This window comes from Bacillus sp. Hm123 (genome assembly GCF_051842975.2).
GTDB lineage: Bacteria > Bacillota > Bacilli > Bacillales > Domibacillaceae > Bacillus_CE.
On the sequence record NZ_CM200277.1, the window covers coordinates 3,116,932 to 3,137,028 of the forward strand.

At 40.3% G+C, this 20,097-nt stretch carries 18 protein-coding genes and 2 pseudogenes; 7 read left to right on the forward strand and 13 right to left on the reverse strand.

Annotation, left to right across the window (positions count from 1 at the left end):
- Nucleotides 1–81: 81 nt before the first annotated feature.
- From prfB to hpf, 4 genes are all read right to left on the reverse strand, one after another.
- Nucleotides 82–1,180, reverse strand: a protein-coding gene (gene prfB / locus ACSVDJ_RS16405; protein WP_439167293.1) for a peptide chain release factor 2 whose coding sequence is annotated in 2 segments (ribosomal slippage) — nucleotides 82–1,107 and nucleotides 1,109–1,180 — 1,098 coding nt in all. Because the reading frame shifts where the segments join, the coding sequence is not laid out codon by codon here.
- A 145-nt stretch (nucleotides 1,181–1,325) separates the two neighbouring features.
- On the reverse strand, nucleotides 1,326–3,839 hold the full coding sequence (gene secA / locus ACSVDJ_RS16410; RefSeq protein WP_439167295.1) for a preprotein translocase subunit SecA: 2,514 nt from the start codon (nucleotides 3,837–3,839) through the stop codon (nucleotides 1,326–1,328).
- Between the two features lie 151 nt (nucleotides 3,840–3,990).
- Nucleotides 3,991–5,040, reverse strand: coding sequence for an SEC-C metal-binding domain-containing protein (locus tag ACSVDJ_RS16415; protein WP_439167296.1), 1,050 nt, complete (start codon nucleotides 5,038–5,040; stop codon nucleotides 3,991–3,993).
- Nucleotides 5,041–5,174: 134 nt separating this feature from the next.
- Nucleotides 5,175–5,735: a ribosome hibernation-promoting factor, HPF/YfiA family gene (hpf, locus tag ACSVDJ_RS16420; protein WP_439167297.1), complete on the reverse strand. Its 561-nt coding sequence runs from the start codon at nucleotides 5,733–5,735 to the stop codon at nucleotides 5,175–5,177.
- 215 nt (nucleotides 5,736–5,950) lie between these two features.
- Here hpf and ACSVDJ_RS16425 point away from each other — a divergent pair, with 215 nt between their 5' ends.
- Nucleotides 5,951–6,130, forward strand: a complete 180-nt coding sequence (locus tag ACSVDJ_RS16425; RefSeq protein ID WP_439167299.1) for a hypothetical protein — start codon at nucleotides 5,951–5,953, stop codon at nucleotides 6,128–6,130.
- 66 nt (nucleotides 6,131–6,196) lie between these two features.
- On the opposite strand, the gene ACSVDJ_RS16430 is transcribed toward ACSVDJ_RS16425, so the two are convergent.
- Nucleotides 6,197–6,595, reverse strand: a complete 399-nt coding sequence (locus tag ACSVDJ_RS16430) for a flagellar export chaperone FliS (protein WP_439167300.1) — start codon at nucleotides 6,593–6,595, stop codon at nucleotides 6,197–6,199.
- A gap of 130 nt (nucleotides 6,596–6,725) precedes the next feature.
- Here ACSVDJ_RS16430 and ACSVDJ_RS16435 point away from each other — a divergent pair, with 130 nt between their 5' ends.
- Nucleotides 6,726–7,538: a flagellin N-terminal helical domain-containing protein gene (locus ACSVDJ_RS16435; RefSeq protein WP_439167301.1), complete on the forward strand. Its 813-nt coding sequence runs from the start codon at nucleotides 6,726–6,728 to the stop codon at nucleotides 7,536–7,538.
- A gap of 62 nt (nucleotides 7,539–7,600) precedes the next feature.
- Here ACSVDJ_RS16435 and fliT read toward each other — a convergent pair whose 3' ends face one another.
- The 5 genes from fliT to ACSVDJ_RS16460 form a co-directional block, all read right to left on the reverse strand.
- On the reverse strand, nucleotides 7,601–7,945 hold the full coding sequence (gene fliT, locus ACSVDJ_RS16440) for a flagellar protein FliT (RefSeq protein ID WP_439167302.1): 345 nt from the start codon (nucleotides 7,943–7,945) through the stop codon (nucleotides 7,601–7,603).
- A complete protein-coding gene (fliS, locus tag ACSVDJ_RS16445) occupies nucleotides 7,945–8,349 on the reverse strand; it encodes a flagellar export chaperone FliS (RefSeq protein WP_439167304.1) in 405 nt (134 codons plus the stop codon). The genes fliT and fliS overlap by 1 nt, the downstream gene beginning before the upstream one ends.
- 25 nt (nucleotides 8,350–8,374) lie before the next feature.
- Nucleotides 8,375–9,868 (reverse strand): flagellar hook-associated protein 2, encoded by a 1,494-nt coding sequence (locus tag ACSVDJ_RS16450; RefSeq protein ID WP_439167305.1) that lies wholly within the window; start codon nucleotides 9,866–9,868, stop codon nucleotides 8,375–8,377.
- 12 nt (nucleotides 9,869–9,880) lie between these two features.
- Nucleotides 9,881–10,213 carry a flagellar protein FlaG gene (gene flaG, locus ACSVDJ_RS16455; protein WP_439167307.1) on the reverse strand — a complete coding sequence of 111 codons (333 nt, stop codon included), beginning with the start codon at nucleotides 10,211–10,213 and terminating at the stop codon, nucleotides 9,881–9,883.
- A 179-nt stretch (nucleotides 10,214–10,392) separates the two neighbouring features.
- On the reverse strand, nucleotides 10,393–10,584 hold the full coding sequence (locus tag ACSVDJ_RS16460) for a YwbE family protein (RefSeq protein WP_439167308.1): 192 nt from the start codon (nucleotides 10,582–10,584) through the stop codon (nucleotides 10,393–10,395).
- 131 nt (nucleotides 10,585–10,715) lie between these two features.
- Here ACSVDJ_RS16460 and ACSVDJ_RS16465 point away from each other — a divergent pair, with 131 nt between their 5' ends.
- Nucleotides 10,716–11,264 (forward strand): glutathione peroxidase, encoded by a 549-nt coding sequence (locus tag ACSVDJ_RS16465; RefSeq protein ID WP_439167309.1) that lies wholly within the window; start codon nucleotides 10,716–10,718, stop codon nucleotides 11,262–11,264.
- A gap of 278 nt (nucleotides 11,265–11,542) precedes the next feature.
- Here the strand turns inward: ACSVDJ_RS16465 and ACSVDJ_RS16470 are convergent, their stop codons facing one another.
- The 3 genes from ACSVDJ_RS16470 to ACSVDJ_RS16480 all read right to left on the reverse strand — a co-directional run bounded on the left by ACSVDJ_RS16470 (nucleotide 11,543) and on the right by ACSVDJ_RS16480 (nucleotide 17,122).
- Nucleotides 11,543–13,336, reverse strand: a complete 1,794-nt coding sequence (locus ACSVDJ_RS16470) for a methyl-accepting chemotaxis protein (protein ID WP_518619418.1) — start codon at nucleotides 13,334–13,336, stop codon at nucleotides 11,543–11,545.
- Between the two features lie 119 nt (nucleotides 13,337–13,455).
- Nucleotides 13,456–15,921, reverse strand: coding sequence for a bifunctional 2',3'-cyclic-nucleotide 2'-phosphodiesterase/3'-nucleotidase (locus ACSVDJ_RS16475; protein WP_439167907.1), 2,466 nt, complete (start codon nucleotides 15,919–15,921; stop codon nucleotides 13,456–13,458).
- Between the two features lie 220 nt (nucleotides 15,922–16,141).
- Entirely contained in the window at nucleotides 16,142–17,122 is a 981-nt protein-coding gene (locus ACSVDJ_RS16480; protein ID WP_439167312.1) for a methyl-accepting chemotaxis protein, read from the reverse strand.
- A gap of 311 nt (nucleotides 17,123–17,433) precedes the next feature.
- Here ACSVDJ_RS16480 and ACSVDJ_RS16485 point away from each other — a divergent pair, with 311 nt between their 5' ends.
- The 4 genes and pseudogenes from ACSVDJ_RS16485 to ACSVDJ_RS16500 form a co-directional block, all read left to right on the forward strand.
- A complete protein-coding gene (locus ACSVDJ_RS16485) occupies nucleotides 17,434–17,754 on the forward strand; it encodes a YbjQ family protein (RefSeq protein ID WP_439167313.1) in 321 nt (106 codons plus the stop codon).
- Nucleotides 17,755–17,758: 4 nt separating this feature from the next.
- Nucleotides 17,759–17,983, forward strand: a complete 225-nt coding sequence (locus tag ACSVDJ_RS16490) for a hypothetical protein (protein WP_439167315.1) — start codon at nucleotides 17,759–17,761, stop codon at nucleotides 17,981–17,983.
- A gap of 383 nt (nucleotides 17,984–18,366) precedes the next feature.
- A pseudogene (locus tag ACSVDJ_RS16495) lies at nucleotides 18,367–18,951 on the forward strand (cache domain-containing protein); the annotation flags it as partial.
- Between the two features lie 303 nt (nucleotides 18,952–19,254).
- Nucleotides 19,255–19,893 (forward strand): annotated as a pseudogene (locus tag ACSVDJ_RS16500) (methyl-accepting chemotaxis protein); the annotation flags it as partial.
- Nucleotides 19,894–20,097: the final 204 nt, after the last annotated feature.

Genomic DNA, 20,097 nt, shown 5'->3' on the forward strand with positions numbered 1-20,097 from the left:
CTATGTTGATCTATTTTAACGAGTTTCAAAAGGACTAAATCATAACGAAAAGCCCGCTTGCTAAACAAACGGGCCTCTCTCTTAAATACGTGAACGCAAGTACGCATTAATAAATGGAGTAATCTCTCCATCCATTACGCCTTGGACGTTTCCGCTCTCTTCACTTGTTCGGTGATCTTTCACCATAGAATATGGGTGGAACACGTAAGAGCGAATTTGGCTTCCCCAGCCAATATCCTTTTGCTCTCCACGAATTTCAGCCAGCTCGGCTTCTTGCTCTTCTAATTTCTTTTGATATAATTTCGCTTTCAACATTTTCATCGCTTGGTCACGGTTTTTAATTTGTGAACGCTCAGACTGACAAGTAACAACAACATTTGTCGGTACATGCGTAATCCGCACCGCTGAATCCGTCGTATTAATATGCTGTCCACCCGCACCACTTGCTCGATACGTATCGATTTTAAGATCTTCCGTACGAATGTCAATTTCAATCTCTTCATTGAATTCCGGCATCACTTCACAAGAAACGAACGACGTATGACGGCGACCCGAAGAATCAAACGGCGAAATCCGCACTAAACGATGCACACCTTTTTCTGCTTTTAAATAGCCGTAAGCATTATGGCCTTTAATTAAAAGCGTGACACTCTTAATTCCAGCTTCGTCTCCCGGAAGATAATCAAGTGTCTCGACTTTAAAGCCTTGCTTTTCTGCCCAGCGTGTATACATGCGAAGAAGCATTGAGCCCCAATCTTGTGACTCGGTTCCACCAGCACCTGGATGTAGTTCTAAAATCGCATTATTTTTATCATGTGGCTCACTTAATAGTAATTGCAGTTCAAAATCGTTAATGCGCTGCATAAACTCTTCCATCTCTGCTTCAAGGTCGGCTTGAAGTTCTGCATCCGGCTCCTCTTTCACTAACTCATGTGTCAGCTCCAGATTCTCCTGTGCTTCAAGCAAGCCGTTATACTCGTTCACAATTTCCTTTAAGCCATTGGACTCATTAATCACTGCTTGCGCTGCTTGCTGATCATTCCAAAAATCAGGATGCAACATTTCATCCTCTAACGCAGCAATCCGCTCCTCTTTGTGTTCTAAGTCAAAGAGACCCCCTGAAGTCCGCTAATTTCTTAGCTGTTCTATCTAACTCATTACGAATCTCAAATAATTCCATATAAACACCTCATCAATTATTGGTCATTAAACAGGAAAAAAGACGGTGTCTACACACAGTCATCTTTTTTCCTGTCATTATATTACGTTGATCTAAGAAATGACAACTTCATTATGCCCGTTTATGTGACTTTCACGAAAACACTTTATTTCCCGGCACCACAGCAGCTTTTGTATTTTTTGCCGCTGCCACATGGACATGGTTCGTTACGACCAACTTCTGGTGCTTTACGAACTGGCTTTTTCTTTGTTGTTTTGCCTTCGTCCTCTTTCGGATGAACCGCTTGACCTTTGGCAACTTCTTGGCGCTCTAGGTTATTGCGAATTTCAGCTTTCATCACATATTTAGCCGCTTCTTCGTTAATTGAAGCAACCATATTTTCAAACATCGCAAAGCCTTCATTTTGGTATTCACGAAGCGGATCGATTTGACCGTACGCGCGCAAATGAATACCTTGACGCAACTGGTCCATCGCATCGATATGATGAATCCATTTAGAATCAACAGCACGCAGGAGTACGACTTTTTCAAATTCACGCGTTTGCTCCTCGCCCATTTGCTCTTCTCTTTCATCATAACGCTCTTTCACTTTAGCAAAAATTAGCTGAACGATCTCATCAGCCTCTTTCCCTTGCAAATCAGCAACCTCTACTTCACCATCTTGCAACAAGTTCCCATTCACGTAGTCCACAAGCCCTTGTAAATTCGACTGTTCTTCCGTTTCAACAGGGTTGATATGGAGACTCACAACTTGTCGAATGACCGTTTCAATCATGCCTTCCATAATTTCACGAAGGTTTTCTGATTCTAACACGTCATCTCGTTGCTTATAAATAATTTCACGTTGCTGACGTAACACATCATCGTATTCAAGCAAACGTTTACGAGCATCGAAGTTGTTTCCTTCCACTCGTTTTTGCGCCGATTCGACGGCACGAGTAACCATTTTACTTTGGATCGGCTGGCTATCATCCATGCCGAGCTTTGCCATCATCGATTTCATATTGTCTGAACCGAAGCGACGCATTAACTCATCTTCCATCGATAAATAAAATTGTGTGACCCCTGGGTCTCCTTGACGTCCAGAACGTCCACGAAGCTGATTATCAATTCGGCGTGATTCATGGCGCTCAGTACCGATAACAGCTAGTCCACCAAGCTCTTTCACACCTTCGCCAAGCTTAATATCCGTTCCACGTCCGGCCATGTTTGTCGCAATCGTTATCGCACCAGGCTGACCCGCTTCCATAATAATTTCCGCTTCTCGTCCGTGGTTTTTCGCATTCAAGACGTTATGAGGTACGCCTCGTTTTTCCAGTAAGCTTGAAATCAACTCAGACGTTTCAATCGCAACAGTACCGACAAGCACCGGCTGTTTTAGTTGATAACGCTGATAAATATCCTCCACGACCGCACGGAACTTCCCTTCCATCGTCGCATAAATTAAATCAGCACGATCATCACGGGCAATTGGACGGTTCGTCGGAATCGCGATGACGCGCATATTATAAATATTGCGGAATTCCTCTTCTTCCGTTTTCGCTGTACCCGTCATCCCGGACAGCTTTTCATACATACGGAAGTAGTTTTGGAACGTAATCGTCGCCATCGTCATGCTTTCATTTTGAATTGGGACGCCTTCTTTCGCTTCAATCGCTTGGTGAAGCCCGTCACTGTAACGGCGACCTTTCATGAGACGACCCGTAAACTGGTCAACGATGACAACTTCTTCTTCCTGCACGACGTAATCCACATCGCGTTGCATCGTCACATGAGCCTTTAATGCTTGATTAATATGATGGTTCAATGTGACATGCTTTAAGTCAAACAAGTTTTCAATGCTAAACGCTTTTTCCGCTTTGTTAATACCTTCTTCAGTAAGTAACACACCTTTTGTTTTCACATCATACGTGTAGTCATCTTCTTGCTTTAACGTGCGGACAAAGCTGTTCGCATGAATGTATAGCTGCGTTGATTTTTGCGCTTGACCAGAAATAATCAATGGCGTTCTCGCTTCATCGATCAAAATCGAATCGACCTCATCGATAACGGAGTAATGAAGCGGACGCATCACTTTATGCTCTTTATAAAGCACCATGTTATCGCGCAAATAATCAAAGCCGAACTCATTGTTTGTTCCATACGTAATATCGGCCGCATACGCTTGGCTTTTCTCTTCTTTCGTCAAGCTGTTTAAGTTCAAGCCGACAGATAGGCCTAAATAATTATACAGCTCGCCCATTTCCGCCGCATCACGTGAAGCCAAGTATTCGTTGACGGTGATGACGTGCACACCTTTCCCGGAAAGGGCATTTAGATAGACCGGTAGCGTTGCTGTTAACGTTTTACCTTCCCCGGTTTTCATCTCAGAAATATTACCTTCATGAAGAGCAATTCCCCCCATGATCTGCACGCGATACGGAAACATACCAAGCACTCGGCGCGCTCCTTCACGTACAACAGCAAACGCTTCTGGTAATAAATCATCTAACGATTCACCGTTACGATACCGCTCTTGAAATTCAGCTGTTTTCCCACGCAATTCCTCTTCCGATAGTGCTTCCGTCGCGCTTGCTAACGCTTCGACCTTTGTCGCCATATGTTCCAAACGTTTCACTTCACGTTTATTTGCATCAAATAATTTATTTAACAAACCCATAAAAACGCTCCTTTTACTCTTAACAAGTTAATATATGAGCCTAAAAATCACAAAATTCCTACTTAATCTTAACATTAACCCCCATTTGAAACAACTGAACGGCCTAAGTGAAAAAAGAAAAAAACGCCCATAAGAGCGTTCTTTTTCTAAATTACTGTTGAGCGACTAACCGTTCTTGAAGAACCGCTTCCATTTCTTTCGCTCGCTTCGATAAGCTTGCGGCAGTTGTGCCTAAACGTTTAGCTAAAGCGGCGTTCGAATCTTTCGCTTCAATAATGCTATACGATTGTAAAAGCGACACAAGGGCACCGACATAAATTTCCGGTTTACGGATCGTCGGATTTTCCTTCTGACAGTATAGATTCCATAGAAGAACCGCTGTTTGTTGATGTAGCTCCTCGATTCCTTCTTCTTGTAAAAATTCACGCAGGACATCAGCCGTTTTCGCTTGGGACTCTTTCTCCCATGTTAACTCGCTATAATCAAATGCTTCTTCAGACGCATCTGGCTGTTCCATCTCATTGTAAATATTGAATAAACCATCTAATACGGATAAGAAATTATTCGCAACAAAGGCTGAGCGATCTTCCACTTGTTCACATTGAGCTAACACCCACTTCTCCATGCGCGAAGCCATTTCTTTTTCAAAATGGAAGTCGATCATAAAGAACGTGTACTCTTGTTCAAACGGCAATAATGCACCAATAATAAACACTTCGTCTAAATCTACCTTTTGACGAGCGCGGATCGCCACTTTTTCACCGGAAAGTATGTCGCTAACTTCATATACATGATCACTAATGACACCTAATTGACCAGCAATGAACTTCGTTTGCGGCCACATTTTAAACACTTGCTTCGTCCGTTCACGTTCGATCGTATTCACTCGACGATCAACAAACTTCTCTAATACTGTCCGTCCATCTTTCAACGGATAATTTAAAATAAACCAAATTTCAAAAGCAACTAAAAATACTTGTGGATCTTTGCGAAGCACTTCGTATTTATGTAGAAGCGTTTGAAACTCTTTCTTCATCGTGTGTGAATAATTGCTCATCGCATAGTCAATTAATTCTCGCTGTAAGCTTTCTAGCTCCTCAAGCATGATTCCATGAATCGCTGAGCCTTCTACTTTCCCACAGCATTTCTTATACTTTTTCCCACTTCCACATGGACATGGTTCGTTCCGTCCAACTGACATGAATGCCACTCCTCCTCGTAAATCACAAAACTTAACACTTGTTCTATCTTAACATGCTTTGTCAACTCGATACAGATAATCAGCACTAGAACAACAAAACGCTTGCAAAGTACATCTTTGCAAGCGTTTCTCTGTTAATTCGTTTCAATTAAACCATATTTTCCATCTTTACGTTTATAGACGATGTTTGTTCCGTTGCTCTCAGCATCTGTATAGATAAAGAAGCTATGACCAAGCAAGTTCATTTGTAAAACCGCTTCTTCAGAATCCATCGGCTTTAAGTCAAATTGCTTTGTACGAACGATTGCCAACTCATCTGTCTCTTCTTCTACTTCAGCAGCTGCCGCTTCGTTCATTGCGATCGCAAAGTATTCTTGCGGCTCTCCTTTTTCACGGAACTTACGATTAACTTTCGTTTTATGCTTACGGATTTGACGCTCTAGTTTATCAACAATTAAGTCGATACCTGCATACATATCTGCGTTGCGCTCCTCTGCACGAAGCACAAGATTTTTCATTGGAATTGTTACTTCCACTTTTGAATTTTTATCAGAATATACTTTCAAGTTTACATGCACAGTAGCATTTGGTGTTTCGTTAAAATAACGCTCTAACTTCCCAATCTTTTTCTCGACGTATTCACGAATCGCCGGAGTTACTTCAATGTTTTCACCACGAATGTTGTAATCCATCATGCGAACTCCTCCTTAACTTGTAGCTATGTATATATATTTCTTCATCTCTTGAAAAATACCTGCTAAATTCCGAAAAAATATATGTCGAATTTTTGACATTAACAGATAAATTTGTCTATTCAAGAAAAATACATTAACATATTCTCCCTAATTGCCGATAGTAAGAATACAGACGATGTAACAAAGAAATGATTATTTCGAGAGGAGAGAACTATATGAGTGCCATTAGTGGAGCAGGGCAAGGACCAGTATCTCAATTTGTCCTAACAAATAAACAAATGACTGAGCAAGTCATCACCGAAAAAATAAGAGAAGCAACGAATGATCCTGCTAAAAGAATTCGCGAGTTGCAACAGCCGTCACCATTCTCACAATTTATTGATATTAAAGCTTAGTTTAAAAGAATCGCATCAAAAAAGCTGTCTATTCAGGCCCTGATACCTGAACAGACAGCTTTTTCACTAGATAAAATCCCCTACATATTTTTTGCGCCGATTGCTTAATGCCACTTTCCAATCCTCTCTTAACCGAAGCAACAACTCCTCTACCTCTTGCAATAACATACCATCACTTTCGAGATTCGCACGAATTAACAGCCGATTCACATAACCGTACAGAGAAATAATCCGTTCTCCTTCTACTGTCTGACCATCGACAAAGGGAATCAACGAAAGTACACACGCCTGCGCTTGGACAAGACTTTCATTCCGTTCTGCCCTATCTCCACAATCGATAGCGATGTTTCCTTTTTGAATTTGCTTAATTGCCTCTTGTAACAAGGAAATCACCTGTTCTTCAGGTGCCGCTGTTTGCTCACTCGTTTGCCGGTATTGTTGATGAGCTTTTTGTTGGTTCTTCATCGATTCCCCTGCCTTTCTTATGTTTGATATCGGTTTTTTTTTATAAATTTCAACTTTCCTCATCAAATCTTAGTAAAAAAGGACGATATAAAGAGAGAAAATGATTAGCATTAGGAAAGAGGTGAAATGAATGAAAATCCATAACCAAGCGATGGTCACATTTTCTATGACTCGTTATCAAAAAAATGATCGACTAATGGAAAAAACTATCGACAAGCTCTCTACCGGTAATGCGATTCGTCGCGCTAGCAGTAATGCTGCTGGGTTAGCTATCTCTGAAACAATGCGTGCACAAGTGAGAGGATTATCACAAGCTCAGCGCAATATGCAAGATGGATTATCTGTATTAGACGCAGCGAATGAAGGGCTTAATAACGTCAACGGCTTATTGCAAAGAGGACGAGAGCTAGGTGTGATGAGCGCAAATGATACGTTAACAGACGCCGATCGAAAAGCAAGCCAAGAAGAACTGGATCAATTAATGCAAAGTATTAATGACACAGCTGATAAGCTAGAGTTCAATACGAAGAAAATTTTAGGTGAAAATGCACCACTCATATTAATGGTAGGAGCTAATCCTGGTCAACAAATCACAATTGATCTTGTAGACACAAGTACAACCGCCTTAAACTTGGACGATGCTTCTTTATTGACGCGTGACAATGCTGAACAGTTAATTAAACAAATCGATGAAGCCATCGCACAAACAACAGGAAACTTAACAAAAATAGGTTCCTATTATGAAGCTATTGAACACCATATCGCAAATACGATGGTGAATGAATCCAACCTAACATCTGCTCTATCACAAATTGCTGATACCAACATGGCAAAAGAAATGATGAGTTTTGTCAGTCTTGACATTCGTCAAAACAGTGACCAATTCATGGTTTCTCGCATCAATCAATCGTCTACAGAGGCACTTCAGCTAGTTAAAAAATAAGAAAGAGCCGCAGTTATTAAGCGGCTCTTTTTGTATACGTATAAAGTTTAGCAAGAACGATACTAGTTTTTCTTATCATAAAATGCCGCATTAACACCTAGCGACGCATATGGATTCACATATTTATTAGCAGAGCTTTTTTTCTTTGATAGTTGCTGCATATCTTTTTGAATCTCTTCTTTCAGCTTTTTTAACCGAGTGTCAATGATCGCATTTTTTTCGATAATTTGCTTACCAAGCTCTTCTTCCTCTGCACTAAAAGGTGCACGAATGTTTGCTAATAACGATTGACGTTGTTCAAGTAGCTTTTCAATGGCTTCCACCAAGCCGTCTCGATCTTCATCTGGCGGTTGTACTAATTGAAACAGCTCTTCTGTGATTTTGTAACAAGCTTGAACGGCTGACATTATACTTGGCCACCTGCCCTAGCATGCTGAAGCTGGCGGTTTTTCTGAATCACTTCTTTCCATGTATCACGAAACTCAGTAACAAACCCTTCGACTTCCTCCAAAATGGCTGTATCATTTTTCACATTCGCTTCAATTAGACGGCGGTTTAAATAATCATAAAGCGACAACAAATTCTCTGATACAGCTGCCTCCATATTAAGAGTAACCATCAACTCTTGAATAATCGCCTGCGCCTTTTGAATATTTGTATTTTTCGTTTGAATATCCTTTTCATCTATCGCTTTTTTTGCTTTAGCAATAAATTTTAAACACCCATTATATAACATCAATGTCAACTCACCAGGCGAAGCGGTTGTGACAGAGTTATTGGAATACGTTTGATAAGGGTTTTTCATAGACAAGTCCATACATCACCTTTCATACTTATTAACCAAATTGGTTCATAAGAAACATCGATTGCTCATTAGAACGCTGAATCGCTTTTTCCATCGCTGTAAATTGACGCCAATAGCGATCTTCTATTTGAATTAATTTACGTTCAAAACTTGTAATTCGATCATCTATACCATCCAATGTTTTTCCTAATGCATACTCGTTCCCTACGTCAAAAGATTTACCTGCTTTTTTCTCAACGAGTTCCATCGTTCCTTTGAGCGTTTCTCTCAGCCTTCTAGCTAGTCCCATTTCTTCAACGTTCGGCTTTTCTTTGCCTGATCCATCGGTTATTGGCTTTGGATCATTCGCAAATAACTTATAAATCGCATTCGGGTCTTTCGCAATTGCTTCTTTTAATTTCTTGTCATCAATCACAAGCTTCCCTTTGTCTAAATAGTTTTTAGACGTCGTAATACCGATATCCGACAATTGATTAAGCTCTGTCGGAAGATCTTTTACAGGGGTAGATAAATCAAAGCGCATTTTATTAACTCCTGATCGCAATACAGCGTCTCCTCGTAATGTCCCACTACGAGCTTTCTCTTCCCATAGCTCTACTTCTTTATCAGACATCGCTTCTCGTTGCTCTTTCGTTAATGGCTGATAGCTACGATAGCGCTTCTCATCTGTTTCTCCATTAACTTTAGCGATTAATTCATTATATTGATCGACAAAACTCTTAATCGTGTCATACACTTTATCCACATCGGTTGTGGAAGTGAAGTTCGTTTTCCCTACAGCTTTTAGAGAGTATTCGACGCCGCCGATGGTGAAGGTGTTAGAGGAGCGTTGAGTTTCCAATCCGTTTAGGATGAACTTAGCATTGGCACCTTCTGTATATGATGCGACACCTTTACCTAATTCCAATTTAGAAACCAAATCGTCAGCACCACTTAAGCTAATCTCATCTTTCCCAAAAACATCACCTGAGTGCTTAGCTGTCATAGAAATCTGCTGTGAATAGCTATCATAAAACATCGTGACACCCGTTTGTTCATTGACCTTCTTCATAAAACTGTCTAGTGTTTCATCTGGGTCAATCTTCACTTCAATCCCTTTATCTAATTCACCATCTTTATTAATGGCCTGAACTGTAAAAGAGGTGCTACTTGTAATCTCACTCATCTTCATTGTTGGGTCTATCCCTGTTGTCTTACTACCAATAATTGTCGCTGACTTTGCTAATTCTTTTACTTCAATCGTCCCTGAAAAATCAGTCGTTGAACCATTATTCCGCACAGATGCTACGGATTCATCTGATAAATCGACCTTTTTTTGCAGGTAACTCTTCTGCATCATGACACCCTCAAAAATTTGATCTCTGAATTTAAGCATCGACGAGTTCATACTGCGATAATCATCACGTTGCCACTCTAAAAACTGTTTTCGTTGATGGAGCTTATCTACCTTCATTCTTTCTGCTTTCATTAAGTCGCCAACCATTTTTTCGATATCCATGCCACTCGCTAATCCACCGATTCGCATAGTAATGCCTCCTTAAATTTTTTTATCTACTAAAACCCCTAAGTATCTAGTCATTGCTGCATACATATCTAATATCTTTCTCGACGGAATTTCTCGAATGACCTCCTGTGTCACATTATCGACCATCGTCACGTAATACTCTTCTAATTCATCATGGAACTCAAATTTCACATGCCAATTGGAGGGCTTTAAAAAATCATTCATTCCTTGAACAACCTTTTCCATCTCCACTTTTGAAGGCTGTTTCTGAACTTCCTCTATTTTTCTAGTTGTGTCTATTTCCTGTTGTACGGGAGGAGTCACAGGCTTGGCCACTTGATTTAATGCACCTAACTTATCAAGCATCTCCATCGCTCCCTTTAGTAAATCATCTCTAATTCTTATATCGGAAGGCGAACGATGATATTAACAGACAAAACGAAAACAGTTGATTTTTTTGTAAAATCCATGTTGAAACTTTATCACTCTTTAACAAAAACATGCGTTGGCTCAAGCTTGCCAACGCATGTTTTCTATATTTCCACTCATAAAATATCCTGCACTCGCCCGACTTGTCCATCCTCTATCCGCACTTTAATACCGTGCGGATGAAAGCTGGAGTTCGTCAAAATGTCCTTAACGATTCCTCTTGTTTTCTTCCCTGTTCGCTGGTCTTTTTTTAACACGATATTGACCTCAAGCCCCGGTTGAATATCTTTGCGGTTTTGTCCGTTCATTTGTTTTCACTCCTTCTTATTTCAATCTATTTTACTCGAAAAAACGAAGGTAGGGTATTTTATTAGACAAATGATCTAATCTTATTTATAATAATTATTAAATAATAATGAAATTAACAGAGGTGCTCCCTATGAATATTTTTGATTTTAAAGCGAAAAAAACAAATGGAGAGATCGTTTCTCTTGAAGAGTACAAAGGAAAGGTGTTGCTCGTCGTCAATACAGCAAGTAAGTGTACGTTCACTCCACAGTTTGAAGACTTGCAGAAGCTTTATCTTACATATCAAGAAGCTGGACTTGAAATACTAGGCTTTCCTTGCAATCAATTCGCTGGCCAAGAGCCAGGTACGAGCGAAGATGCCTCCTCTTTTTGCCGATTGAACTACGGTGTCACGTTCCCGATCTTTTCAAAGGTGGACGTCAACGGAGAAAATGAAGCCCCATTATTTCAATTTTTAAAAGAGGCGGCGCCATTTCGTGGATTTGATGAATCTAATGTCAGTGAAAAACTATTAAAGCTGATGATCTCAGACAAAAAACCCGAATTTCTCCTTGGCGATTCAATCAAATGGAACTTCACTAAATTCCTCATCGACCAAGAAGGCAATGTGATTAACCGCTTTGAGCCATCCGATGAGCCCGCTTCCTTTGCGAAAGAAATTGAGAAATTGCTCGGTTAAGATCGAAGTTGTAGGAGGTGTCGAAAAGTCTTCGCAAATAGACTTTTTCGACACCTTTTTCTTATTGAATTGCGGAATGAGTCCGCTCTTTTACTGAATCACACCCAGGATTTACTGACTCACGCTTGCTTTTTAATGAATGCCTACTTTTTACGTATTCCACTCGCACTTTTACTAAATCTGGTTCCTTTTTTACTGAAATACACCGCTGATTTCCGGAATCAAGCCGCTTTTTTGCTGACAAAGACACAAAAAAGAATGGGGCACGCCCCATCCTTTTACAATTTATATCGATTAATCATCGCTGACAACGTTTCGCTTAGTTGTGATAATTGATCTGCTGAGTGACTGACTGTCGAAATGGCTTTTGATTGCTCATCGACAGAAGCAGAGATTTCTTCAACAGCGGCAGAGGTTTCTTGAGAAACGGCTGAAATGTTTTGAATAGCTCCTTGAATTTCATGACTTTGGTCAGTAACCGTCATGATTTCCTTACTTAACACATCGATCGCTTGGATCGTTTCTTTGACAGCTCTGGAAATTTCATTGAATTCCGTTTCGGTTTCGTGAACGGCGCTATTTAGCTGTGTCGAAAATAATACGGTTTCCTCCATCATTGAAACGGTTGTGGCCGTTTCTTGGTGAATGCCGGTGATCATCTCTTGAATTTGCTTAGTCGCTTGATTGGATTCCTCGGCAAGCTTTCTCACTTCCTCCGCAACAACGGCAAAGCCTTTACCGTGTTCGCCGGCTCTCGCTGCCTCGATGCTCGCATTTAGAGCAAGGAGATTCGTTTGTGCGGTAATGTGATTAATTGTCGTTGTAATGTGCGAGATATTTTGAATTTGATTCGTTAAATTCGTAATACTTGCTTTAATCTTTTCGGAAGCAGCTAACGATTGATCATTCGAACTTTTCAGCACTTGGACGATTTCTTTTCCATGATCAGTCGCTTTTGCCGTTACGACCGTAATGTCTCGAATCGCTTGATTTTCCTGATTCATTTGCGTAATTGCATCGGAAAGACGATCGACTGTTCTGCTCATATCATCAATATCCGAAGCTTGTGATACCGCTCCGCTAGAGATTTCATTCATCGCCCGAGCAATTTCTTGGCTGCTTGCCGATGTTTCCTCAGACACAGCAGATAAATCGGTCGCCGAGTGAAGCAGGTCGTTGCTCGCCCCTTGAAGCTTGCCAATCAACCCTCTTAATTCACTAGACATTTTGTTAAATGATTGATTCAACTGCCCGACTTCATCTGACGTTTCTTTAAGCTGTGGCGCATCTAACTCGCCATCTGCAATTTTTAAAGAAATCGCCGCTGCTTGCTTTAATAAATCTAACTTTCTCTTCGCAAACAAAAACATAGTAGCTAAGCTTAAAATCGCAACCAATACGGTGATGATGATTATATAAACCTTAATGGACTGTAACGCTTGATAAAATTCATATTCATAGGCTCCGATCCCTATGTTCCAATCCCACGGTTCGAAATAAATCATATAAGCCATTTTCGGTTGTTCGTTCGCTTCTCCAGGATTCTTCCAAGCATATGTATAAAAGTGATCTTCGGGATTGCTTGCTTGAGCCCTTTCTACGAGTTCACGCTGCACATACATTCCTTCACTGTTTTTTGTATCTGACTTATCTTCACCAATTGGAATGGCCGGGTGTAACTGCGTTTTGTAATTAGAGTCATAGGCATACAAATACCCATTTTCTTTATACAGATAATTAGACTGTTGGTAGTCATATCCACCCGTCCCCTGCTTAGGACCATTTAATATGATTCTAGCTTTCTCCTGCGCTTCTTCTAACGTAATGTTCCCTTCATTCACCTCTTCATTGAGCATTTCAAGCACGGGCATAGCCGTTTGAGCAATGCTTCTTAATTCCTCTTTCCCAGCATTAACTAACTCTTTTTTTGCTAAATAATAGCTAGAAATTCCAATTGCACTGCTAATCGTTAAAATAACTACTGTGACAACTAAAAGTAACTGAACGGAAATTCTGTTGAAAAAAGATACATTCGTGTTCATTGGCTTCCTTCTTTCAATTAAATTCGTCATTTTTCATTATTTTATCAGACGAAATTCTACATAAAAAGACCTTTACATATAATTAATAATTTAATTTTTCTCAATAAAAGCAACCTGAGTCCATATAAGACTCAGGTTGCTTCGCTCCATTATTTATATTGATCGAGCTTGTAAATCACCTTCGCAGCTTCGGCTCTTGTTGATGATTTTTTCGGCATGAATTTTTGGTTGTTGTAGCCGGAAATAATGTTTTGCTCAACTGCTACATCGATCTCGTCTTTAAATTCTTGACGAATTTGCTTGTTATCTTTGAAATTAGCTGGCTTAGAGGCTGTGAACTGCTTGCCTGCTTTGACTTCGAGAGCTCTTACCGTCATGGTAGCCATTTGTTCTCTCGTCACTGGCTTATATGGAGCAAACTGATCTTTGCTCATGCCAGAAATAATTCCCGCTTCATACACAGCTGCAATTTCTTTTTCCATATTCTTTGGTACATCTTTGAAAGGAGCTTTTCCGTTTGACTTCAAATCAAGCGCTCGAGCGATGAAGAGAGCAAATTCCCCTCTTTTTACGCTAGCATTTGGTGCAAATGTTCCATCCGTTTTTCCAAGGATGATTCCTTTGCTCGTCAAGCTTTGAATATATTTGTAAGCCCAATGATTTGTCGGTACATCTTTAAAGTCTTTTTCTCCTGTCCCTGTCTCTTGACCCTTCATATCAATCGAAAATTGAGCAAACCCGCTATCAAGTTGTTTCACGTATTTAAATTTATCCGAGCCTTCCGTGTACTTTTTCGCACTTGGTGATGTTTCAAACGTGACATTGACATTGTCGTTGATCGAAGCAAAGCCCCAGTTCTTATCAGCAGATGGGTTGATTTCTTTCATTTCCATCATGTAATCGATCACGATGCCACGGCTTTCATCCGGTGTTTCAATCGCTAATGTTTCTGCGCTGATGCCAGGAAAGTTTCCTCCCCCGCCTGCACGATAGTTATTCGTAGCGACAAGGAATTTTTGTTTAGGATCAATGTTTTTGCCATTGAACTTTAAGTTCTTAATACGGTTAGCGTTCGGATTAACGACTTTGCCATCGATGCCGTATTTAACAGGTTCGGTGACGTCGATATCATACGTTACACCTTCAATCACATCGAAATTATACGTTGGAAACACCGGATTCACGAGCGCTTGTTCTTTCGCACCTGCTTTTGGATCAATTTGGTTAAACTGACCAGCCGACATTTCTAGCCATTCCTTTACGCCTGCTCCATCTACAAGGACCGCACTTAACGTATTCGGATATAAATAAAGGTCAGACACGTTTTTAATCGCAATATCTCCCGCTGGAATGTCCGTGTAATAGTCTGGTCCCATGCGTGCTCCTGCTTTAAATGGAGCTGCCGCAGATAGAACAGGTACGTTTTCATACTCGGTTCCTTTAATTTTATTCTCTAAATACCATTTTTGAGCGTTAGCAACAATTTGCACAGACGGATCATCTTGAACGAGAGCGAAATAACTATTAATTGGTGCTGTTGTTGTCCCAACTGCACTTCTGACCCATTCTAGCGTTCCTTCATGCTCATGTTTCACAGCATCGACAATAGCTGGGTCTGATTCAACAGTCGGTTTTCCATCCGCCGTCGTAATGCTTCTCGTTTCAGATCGACCGTCCACAACTTGCCATTTGCCATTTTCGTTTTTCAGTTCAAGATCGACAATACCTAGGTGACTGCCCCAGAAACCAGGCATAACAGAAGCAATACCGTTAACTGTTCCCTTTTCAATGTCCGCACCTGGAATATCTTTATACTGTTCACTTGGGAACACTCCGTGAGAATGACCGAAAAGAACAGCGTCAATTCCGTCGACTTTCGTTAAATCGGATGTGGCGTTCTCCTTCATCTTGCCTTCCTCAATCGTGCCGAGTCCAGAGTGAGGGATCGCGACGATGACATCCGCCCCTTTTGCTTTCATTTCAGGAACAAATTTCTCCGCGGATTCAACGATATCCTTGGCGATCACTTTTCCTTCTAAATGTGCCTTATCCCAATTCATAATTTGCGGTGGAACAAAACCGATCACACCGACTTTAATCGTGTGCTCCTCACCATCTTGATCCTTCACTTTTTTGTCGATGATCAAGTATGGATCAAAATAATTTTTATCATTAGTTGGATCATTATCTTTATCATCTATGTATACGTTTGCACTAACGTAAGGGAAATCCGAACCTTTTAACGTCTTCTCAAGGAAATCCAATCCATAATTGAATTCATGATTCCCGATATTCCCTACATCATATTGCATTAAGTTCATCGCTTTATAAACAGGATGCGTTTCTCCGTCCTCTAATCCTTTAACTTTAGCGACATAATCACCAAGTGGATTCCCTTGAATTAAATCGCCATTATCAAATAACATTGAGTTTTCGTTTTCTGCACGCGCCGCTTTCACGAGAGATGCCGTACGAGCAAGGCCATACTTATCCACCGCTTTATCTTGATAGTAATCATAATTCACCAAGTTCACATGAATATCTGTCGTCTCTAATAGACGAAGCTTGACGATATCTTCATTTAAAGCATTTACATAAGTTGGTTTTTCCATCATCACCGGAACTACTACACTAAAAGCTAAAGCTGAAGCCAGTACAGTTTTCTTAATCTTATTTTTTGGCAAAGGTTTCTCCTCCTGTAAATAAACTTCATTCCTGACTTAAATGGTAACATGATCATATAGAGATATTTCTTTATTTTCGTTAAGTTATTGTAAAAGATTCTTTATCAAAAAAAGACAACCCTCATTTACAATCAAGGTTGTCTGTTATGTTTCAAAAAGTTAACTGCTTCATTCCGTGATCTAACTGTTGCTCTACTTCTTTAGCATCTTGAATATGTTCGTTAATCATTTGATCAGCGTTGTTAAATAGTTCTTTTGCTTCGGCTAGTTCTTTCTTCATTTGCGATGATAATCGCTTTTGTTCGTCAATCATTTTTTGCATTTCATTAATATCTAATTGACTATTCTCAATCGCCGCTAAAATCCGATCGATTTTGTCCGCTGTGTTCATGCTCACTTCGATACCTTTTTCCACAAGTTCTTTACTTTTTCTGGTAGCTTCAAGGGCATGTTCAATTTCACTTCCTAAAGTCGTCGTTAACGATTGGATGTTCGCTGTGCTATCAGACGTACTCTCAGCTAGCTTACGTACTTCCTGTGCAACGACCGCAAAGCCTTTGCCGTATTCACCGGCACGAGCCGCTTCAATCGATGCATTTAACGCCAACAAGTTCGTCTGCGCCGCAATGCCTTCAATGACGCCGACAATCGAATGGATTTCCACGGAACGTTCACTTAAAGATGCCATATTGTCTTCAGACGTTTGAATTTTGTCCCCTAATTCTTTAATGATATCCGCTGTACGATTGACTTCTGCCGTCCCTTGCTGTGCATCAGAAACAATTTGGTCGGAATGCTGCTTCACCGAACTGCCTTTTTCGTATAGATGGATCGATTGCTGTGAAGTTTGCTCACTTAAAGAAGCCACGTTGTTAAATCTTCGCTCGATTTGCCCGACTGCGTCTCCAATCACACGATGTTGGTCATTGATTTTTCCATTTTGATTGACCGCGGCAGCTATTTCCGACCTTACATGAGTCAGACGGCTCTTTTCTTCCTGTTCTTTCGCTTCAAATGAGGCCTTTAACGCTGTCATTTCTTGCTGTAGCTGCTGCTGGGGATATTGGTCGTTTTTTTTCGATCTAAACATGTATACGTCTCCTTTTCTCGGTGCGAACAGATTCACTTTCATCGTTGCCCATCACCTAACAATTATGAATGATTTCTGAATAATAAATAGCGTTACAACTTGTACTTCTGAATTGTATGATTTAATCATTTCTTGAATCTTAATGGTTTCTCTTTAAGCTTCTTTTTTAAAATAAGAAAGCAACCCGTTGACTACTCATAGGTCTCCTTTCCTATGAACATTAGTTATATTTAATATCGGTTCAGTTGTTAAAATTTTAATAAAATTCTCCCTCCATATTTTAAAGGAAATCTCTTCCTAGTGTAGAATTATGTTGAAAGAGTAGTTTTTGAACTATAAAAGGAGGGAAAATTATGATCATTGTAACAACTGAAAATATTACAAATTATAAAATCACCGAAATAAAAGGACCTGTCTTCGGCTTAACGGTTCGCGCTAGAGGAATTGGAAAAGATATTGTCGCTTCCTTCAAGGGCTTAGTCGGCGGAGAAATTAATCAATATACAGAAATGTTAGAGGATGCGAGAAAGCAAGCGATCGATCGAATGGTGAAAAACGCGCAAGCTATGGGGGCGAATGCTATCATAATGATGCGATTTGATTCGGGAGAGATCGGTCAAAATATGAGCGAAATTGTCGCCTACGGAACAGCTGTGATCGCTGAAAAGGAATAAGGGAATGAAATGGATCATTAGCTTTTACGGCGTGCAACTTCTCCTCCTTCTCGTCTTAATTTTTGGCTCTTGGTTTATTTGGGATCGTCGCTTTAAAACGAAGCACGGCAAAGATGTACCACAAGGCTTTGTTCGAACAGAAGAAGTCTCCATCGATCCGACGACAGGAAAAAAGATGGTCGTCTACTTTAACCGAGAGACTGGTGAGCGATTTTATAAGGAAGAATAGAAGAAGATTCCCCGTGTGTTCATAAATCAACACACGGGTTTTTTAGTACGCTCTTTCACACACAGTAAGTATTAAATTGTAAATATTACATATTTTTTACCTATCCCTCATTTAATTCTCCTCTAAGACACATTATAATAGACCTACCACTTTACAAAATACAACAAATTTTGAGGAGTGACAGGCACCTATAAAGGGGGATTTAACTATTGGCGCAGCAATCGATTAGAAGTAAGCTTTTGTTTATGGCTTTCATTATGTTGACTTGTGCTTTTTTGGTGACAGGATTTTTGCAAATGAATACGATCCAAAGTGTGATTGAAGGGGAAGCACTGGAAAAGGCCCAATCTGATTTACGTACGAGTTATGCACTCATTGATGAAATGTATCCCGGTGAGTGGCGCGCAGAGGACGATACCTTGTATAAAGGCGAGCAAGTGATGAACAATAACCTAGAAATTGTAGACGTAGTCGGTGAGCTTACGAATGGTGATACTGCTACTTTATTTTTAGGTGATACGAGTATTACATCAAACGTCATGGTCGATGGCGAACGCGGAATTGGCACAAAAGTAATTGATCAAGTAGCCGATAAAGTATTAAAAAACGGCGAAATCTTTTTAGAACAAGCGGATGTATTAGGACATACATATCAAACAGCTTACATGCCGATTAAAAATGGAAGCAACGAAATTATCGGAATGTGGTACATCGGTGCCCCAGATGCCTCTGAGCGAATTCAAAACATCACGCAAAAGGCCAATTGGAAAATGATCTTATTGGCTGTCATTATCATCATCGTTTCGCTGTTCCTATTTTATCTTTTAACAAAAGGTATGTTGAAACGAATTCAAGTGGCATCGACTTACCTATCACAAGTAGCAAATGGCGATCTTTCCGGAGAGTTATTACATACCGACGTGAAAGACGAAACCGGACAGCTAATTGAATCGGTCAATAAAATGGCGACACAGCTCCGCTCAATTTTAAAACAAATGAAAGAAGCATCTTTGCATATCGCTAGTTCATCTGAACAATTAACAGCGAGTGCCGATCAAAGCACAGAGGCGGCGAAACAAGTAGCGGAAGCGACGGAGCAATTGGCCTGCGGGTCCGAGGAACAAAAAACGAGTGTCGGTGAAACGATCAATGTCATCAATGTCTTATCCACCCAAATGGATGAGGCCGTCTACCGTACAGAAGAAGCAACAAAATTATCGGAGAACGCCTCTAAAGCGACAGCTGAAGGCACAGAAGAAATCCAAGCTGTTATTTCATCGATCACCGCCATTCATCAAAAGGTGAAAGATACAGCGATCATCATTGAAAAATTAGATCAACGCTCTCAAGAAATTAACAACATTATCGCAATGATTACGAACATTGCTGAACAAACGAATTTACTTGCCTTAAATGCAGCGATTGAATCGGCACGCGCGGGTGAATCCGGCAAAGGTTTTGCTGTTGTGGCTGAAGAAGTACGAAAGCTAGCCGAACAATCCGCTCAATCTTCTGGACAAATCGCTTCTTTAATCATTGAAATTCAACAAGAAACGAAAGAAGCGGTCGCATCGATGACAGAGGGTACTAATCAAGTAGAAGCCGGCATCAAAAAAACAACTCACATTAACGACGTATTTACCCACCTAGAGAACTCGATTACAACCGTCACCGAAAAAATACTTGAAGTGGAAGAAAACATTAAATCGACCTCTTCAAGCAGTCAGCAAATGGTCCGCGTCATCAACTCTGTTGGCGAAAGAGCTGACGAAGGAGCAGCAGCTAGCATACATAATTCCGCAGCTGCGGAAGAACAACTAGCGACCATTCAAGAAATTGCAGTAGCTGCGAATAGCCTGGCAAAATTATCAGAAGAGATGAACAGTATTTTTGACCAGTTTAAATTTTAACAAGAAAAGGTGTGTTATAAGTTGATACTTCGGCTTATAACACACCTTTTTTATCGAATAGAAAACTAGTTAAGGAAACGTCAAAAATATAAAAAAATCAGCGATGAATTTATAAAAGCCGATCACTAAGCACCCCTAATTAGTCATCACTCTTTCCAATCCATCACAAAAACTATACACTAACGGTACAATAAACCTGAATGG

Bases quoted from the DNA above. Each gene is read 5' to 3' on its own strand.
- secA (WP_439167295.1), bottom strand. From the start codon at position 3,839: ATGGGTTTGTTAAATAAATTATTTGATGCAAATAAACGTGAAGTGAAA.
- ACSVDJ_RS16415 (WP_439167296.1), bottom strand. From the start codon at position 5,040: ATGTCAGTTGGACGGAACGAACCATGTCCATGTGGAAGTGGGAAAAAG.
- hpf (WP_439167297.1), bottom strand. From the start codon at position 5,735: ATGATGGATTACAACATTCGTGGTGAAAACATTGAAGTAACTCCGGCG.
- ACSVDJ_RS16425 (WP_439167299.1), top strand. From the start codon at position 5,951: ATGAGTGCCATTAGTGGAGCAGGGCAAGGACCAGTATCTCAATTTGTC.
- ACSVDJ_RS16430 (WP_439167300.1), bottom strand. From the start codon at position 6,595: ATGAAGAACCAACAAAAAGCTCATCAACAATACCGGCAAACGAGTGAG.
- ACSVDJ_RS16435 (WP_439167301.1), top strand. From the start codon at position 6,726: ATGAAAATCCATAACCAAGCGATGGTCACATTTTCTATGACTCGTTAT.
- fliT (WP_439167302.1), bottom strand. From the start codon at position 7,945: ATGTCAGCCGTTCAAGCTTGTTACAAAATCACAGAAGAGCTGTTTCAA.
- ACSVDJ_RS16450 (WP_439167305.1), bottom strand. From the start codon at position 9,868: ATGCGAATCGGTGGATTAGCGAGTGGCATGGATATCGAAAAAATGGTT.
- flaG (WP_439167307.1), bottom strand. From the start codon at position 10,213: ATGCTTGATAAGTTAGGTGCATTAAATCAAGTGGCCAAGCCTGTGACT.
- ACSVDJ_RS16460 (WP_439167308.1), bottom strand. From the start codon at position 10,584: ATGAACGGACAAAACCGCAAAGATATTCAACCGGGGCTTGAGGTCAAT.
- ACSVDJ_RS16465 (WP_439167309.1), top strand. From the start codon at position 10,716: ATGAATATTTTTGATTTTAAAGCGAAAAAAACAAATGGAGAGATCGTT.
- ACSVDJ_RS16470 (WP_518619418.1), bottom strand. From the start codon at position 13,336: ATGACGAATTTAATTGAAAGAAGGAAGCCAATGAACACGAATGTATCT.
- ACSVDJ_RS16475 (WP_439167907.1), bottom strand. From the start codon at position 15,921: ATGATGGAAAAACCAACTTATGTAAATGCTTTAAATGAAGATATCGTC.
- ACSVDJ_RS16480 (WP_439167312.1), bottom strand. From the start codon at position 17,122: ATGAAAGTGAATCTGTTCGCACCGAGAAAAGGAGACGTATACATGTTT.
- ACSVDJ_RS16485 (WP_439167313.1), top strand. From the start codon at position 17,434: ATGATCATTGTAACAACTGAAAATATTACAAATTATAAAATCACCGAA.
- ACSVDJ_RS16490 (WP_439167315.1), top strand. From the start codon at position 17,759: ATGAAATGGATCATTAGCTTTTACGGCGTGCAACTTCTCCTCCTTCTC.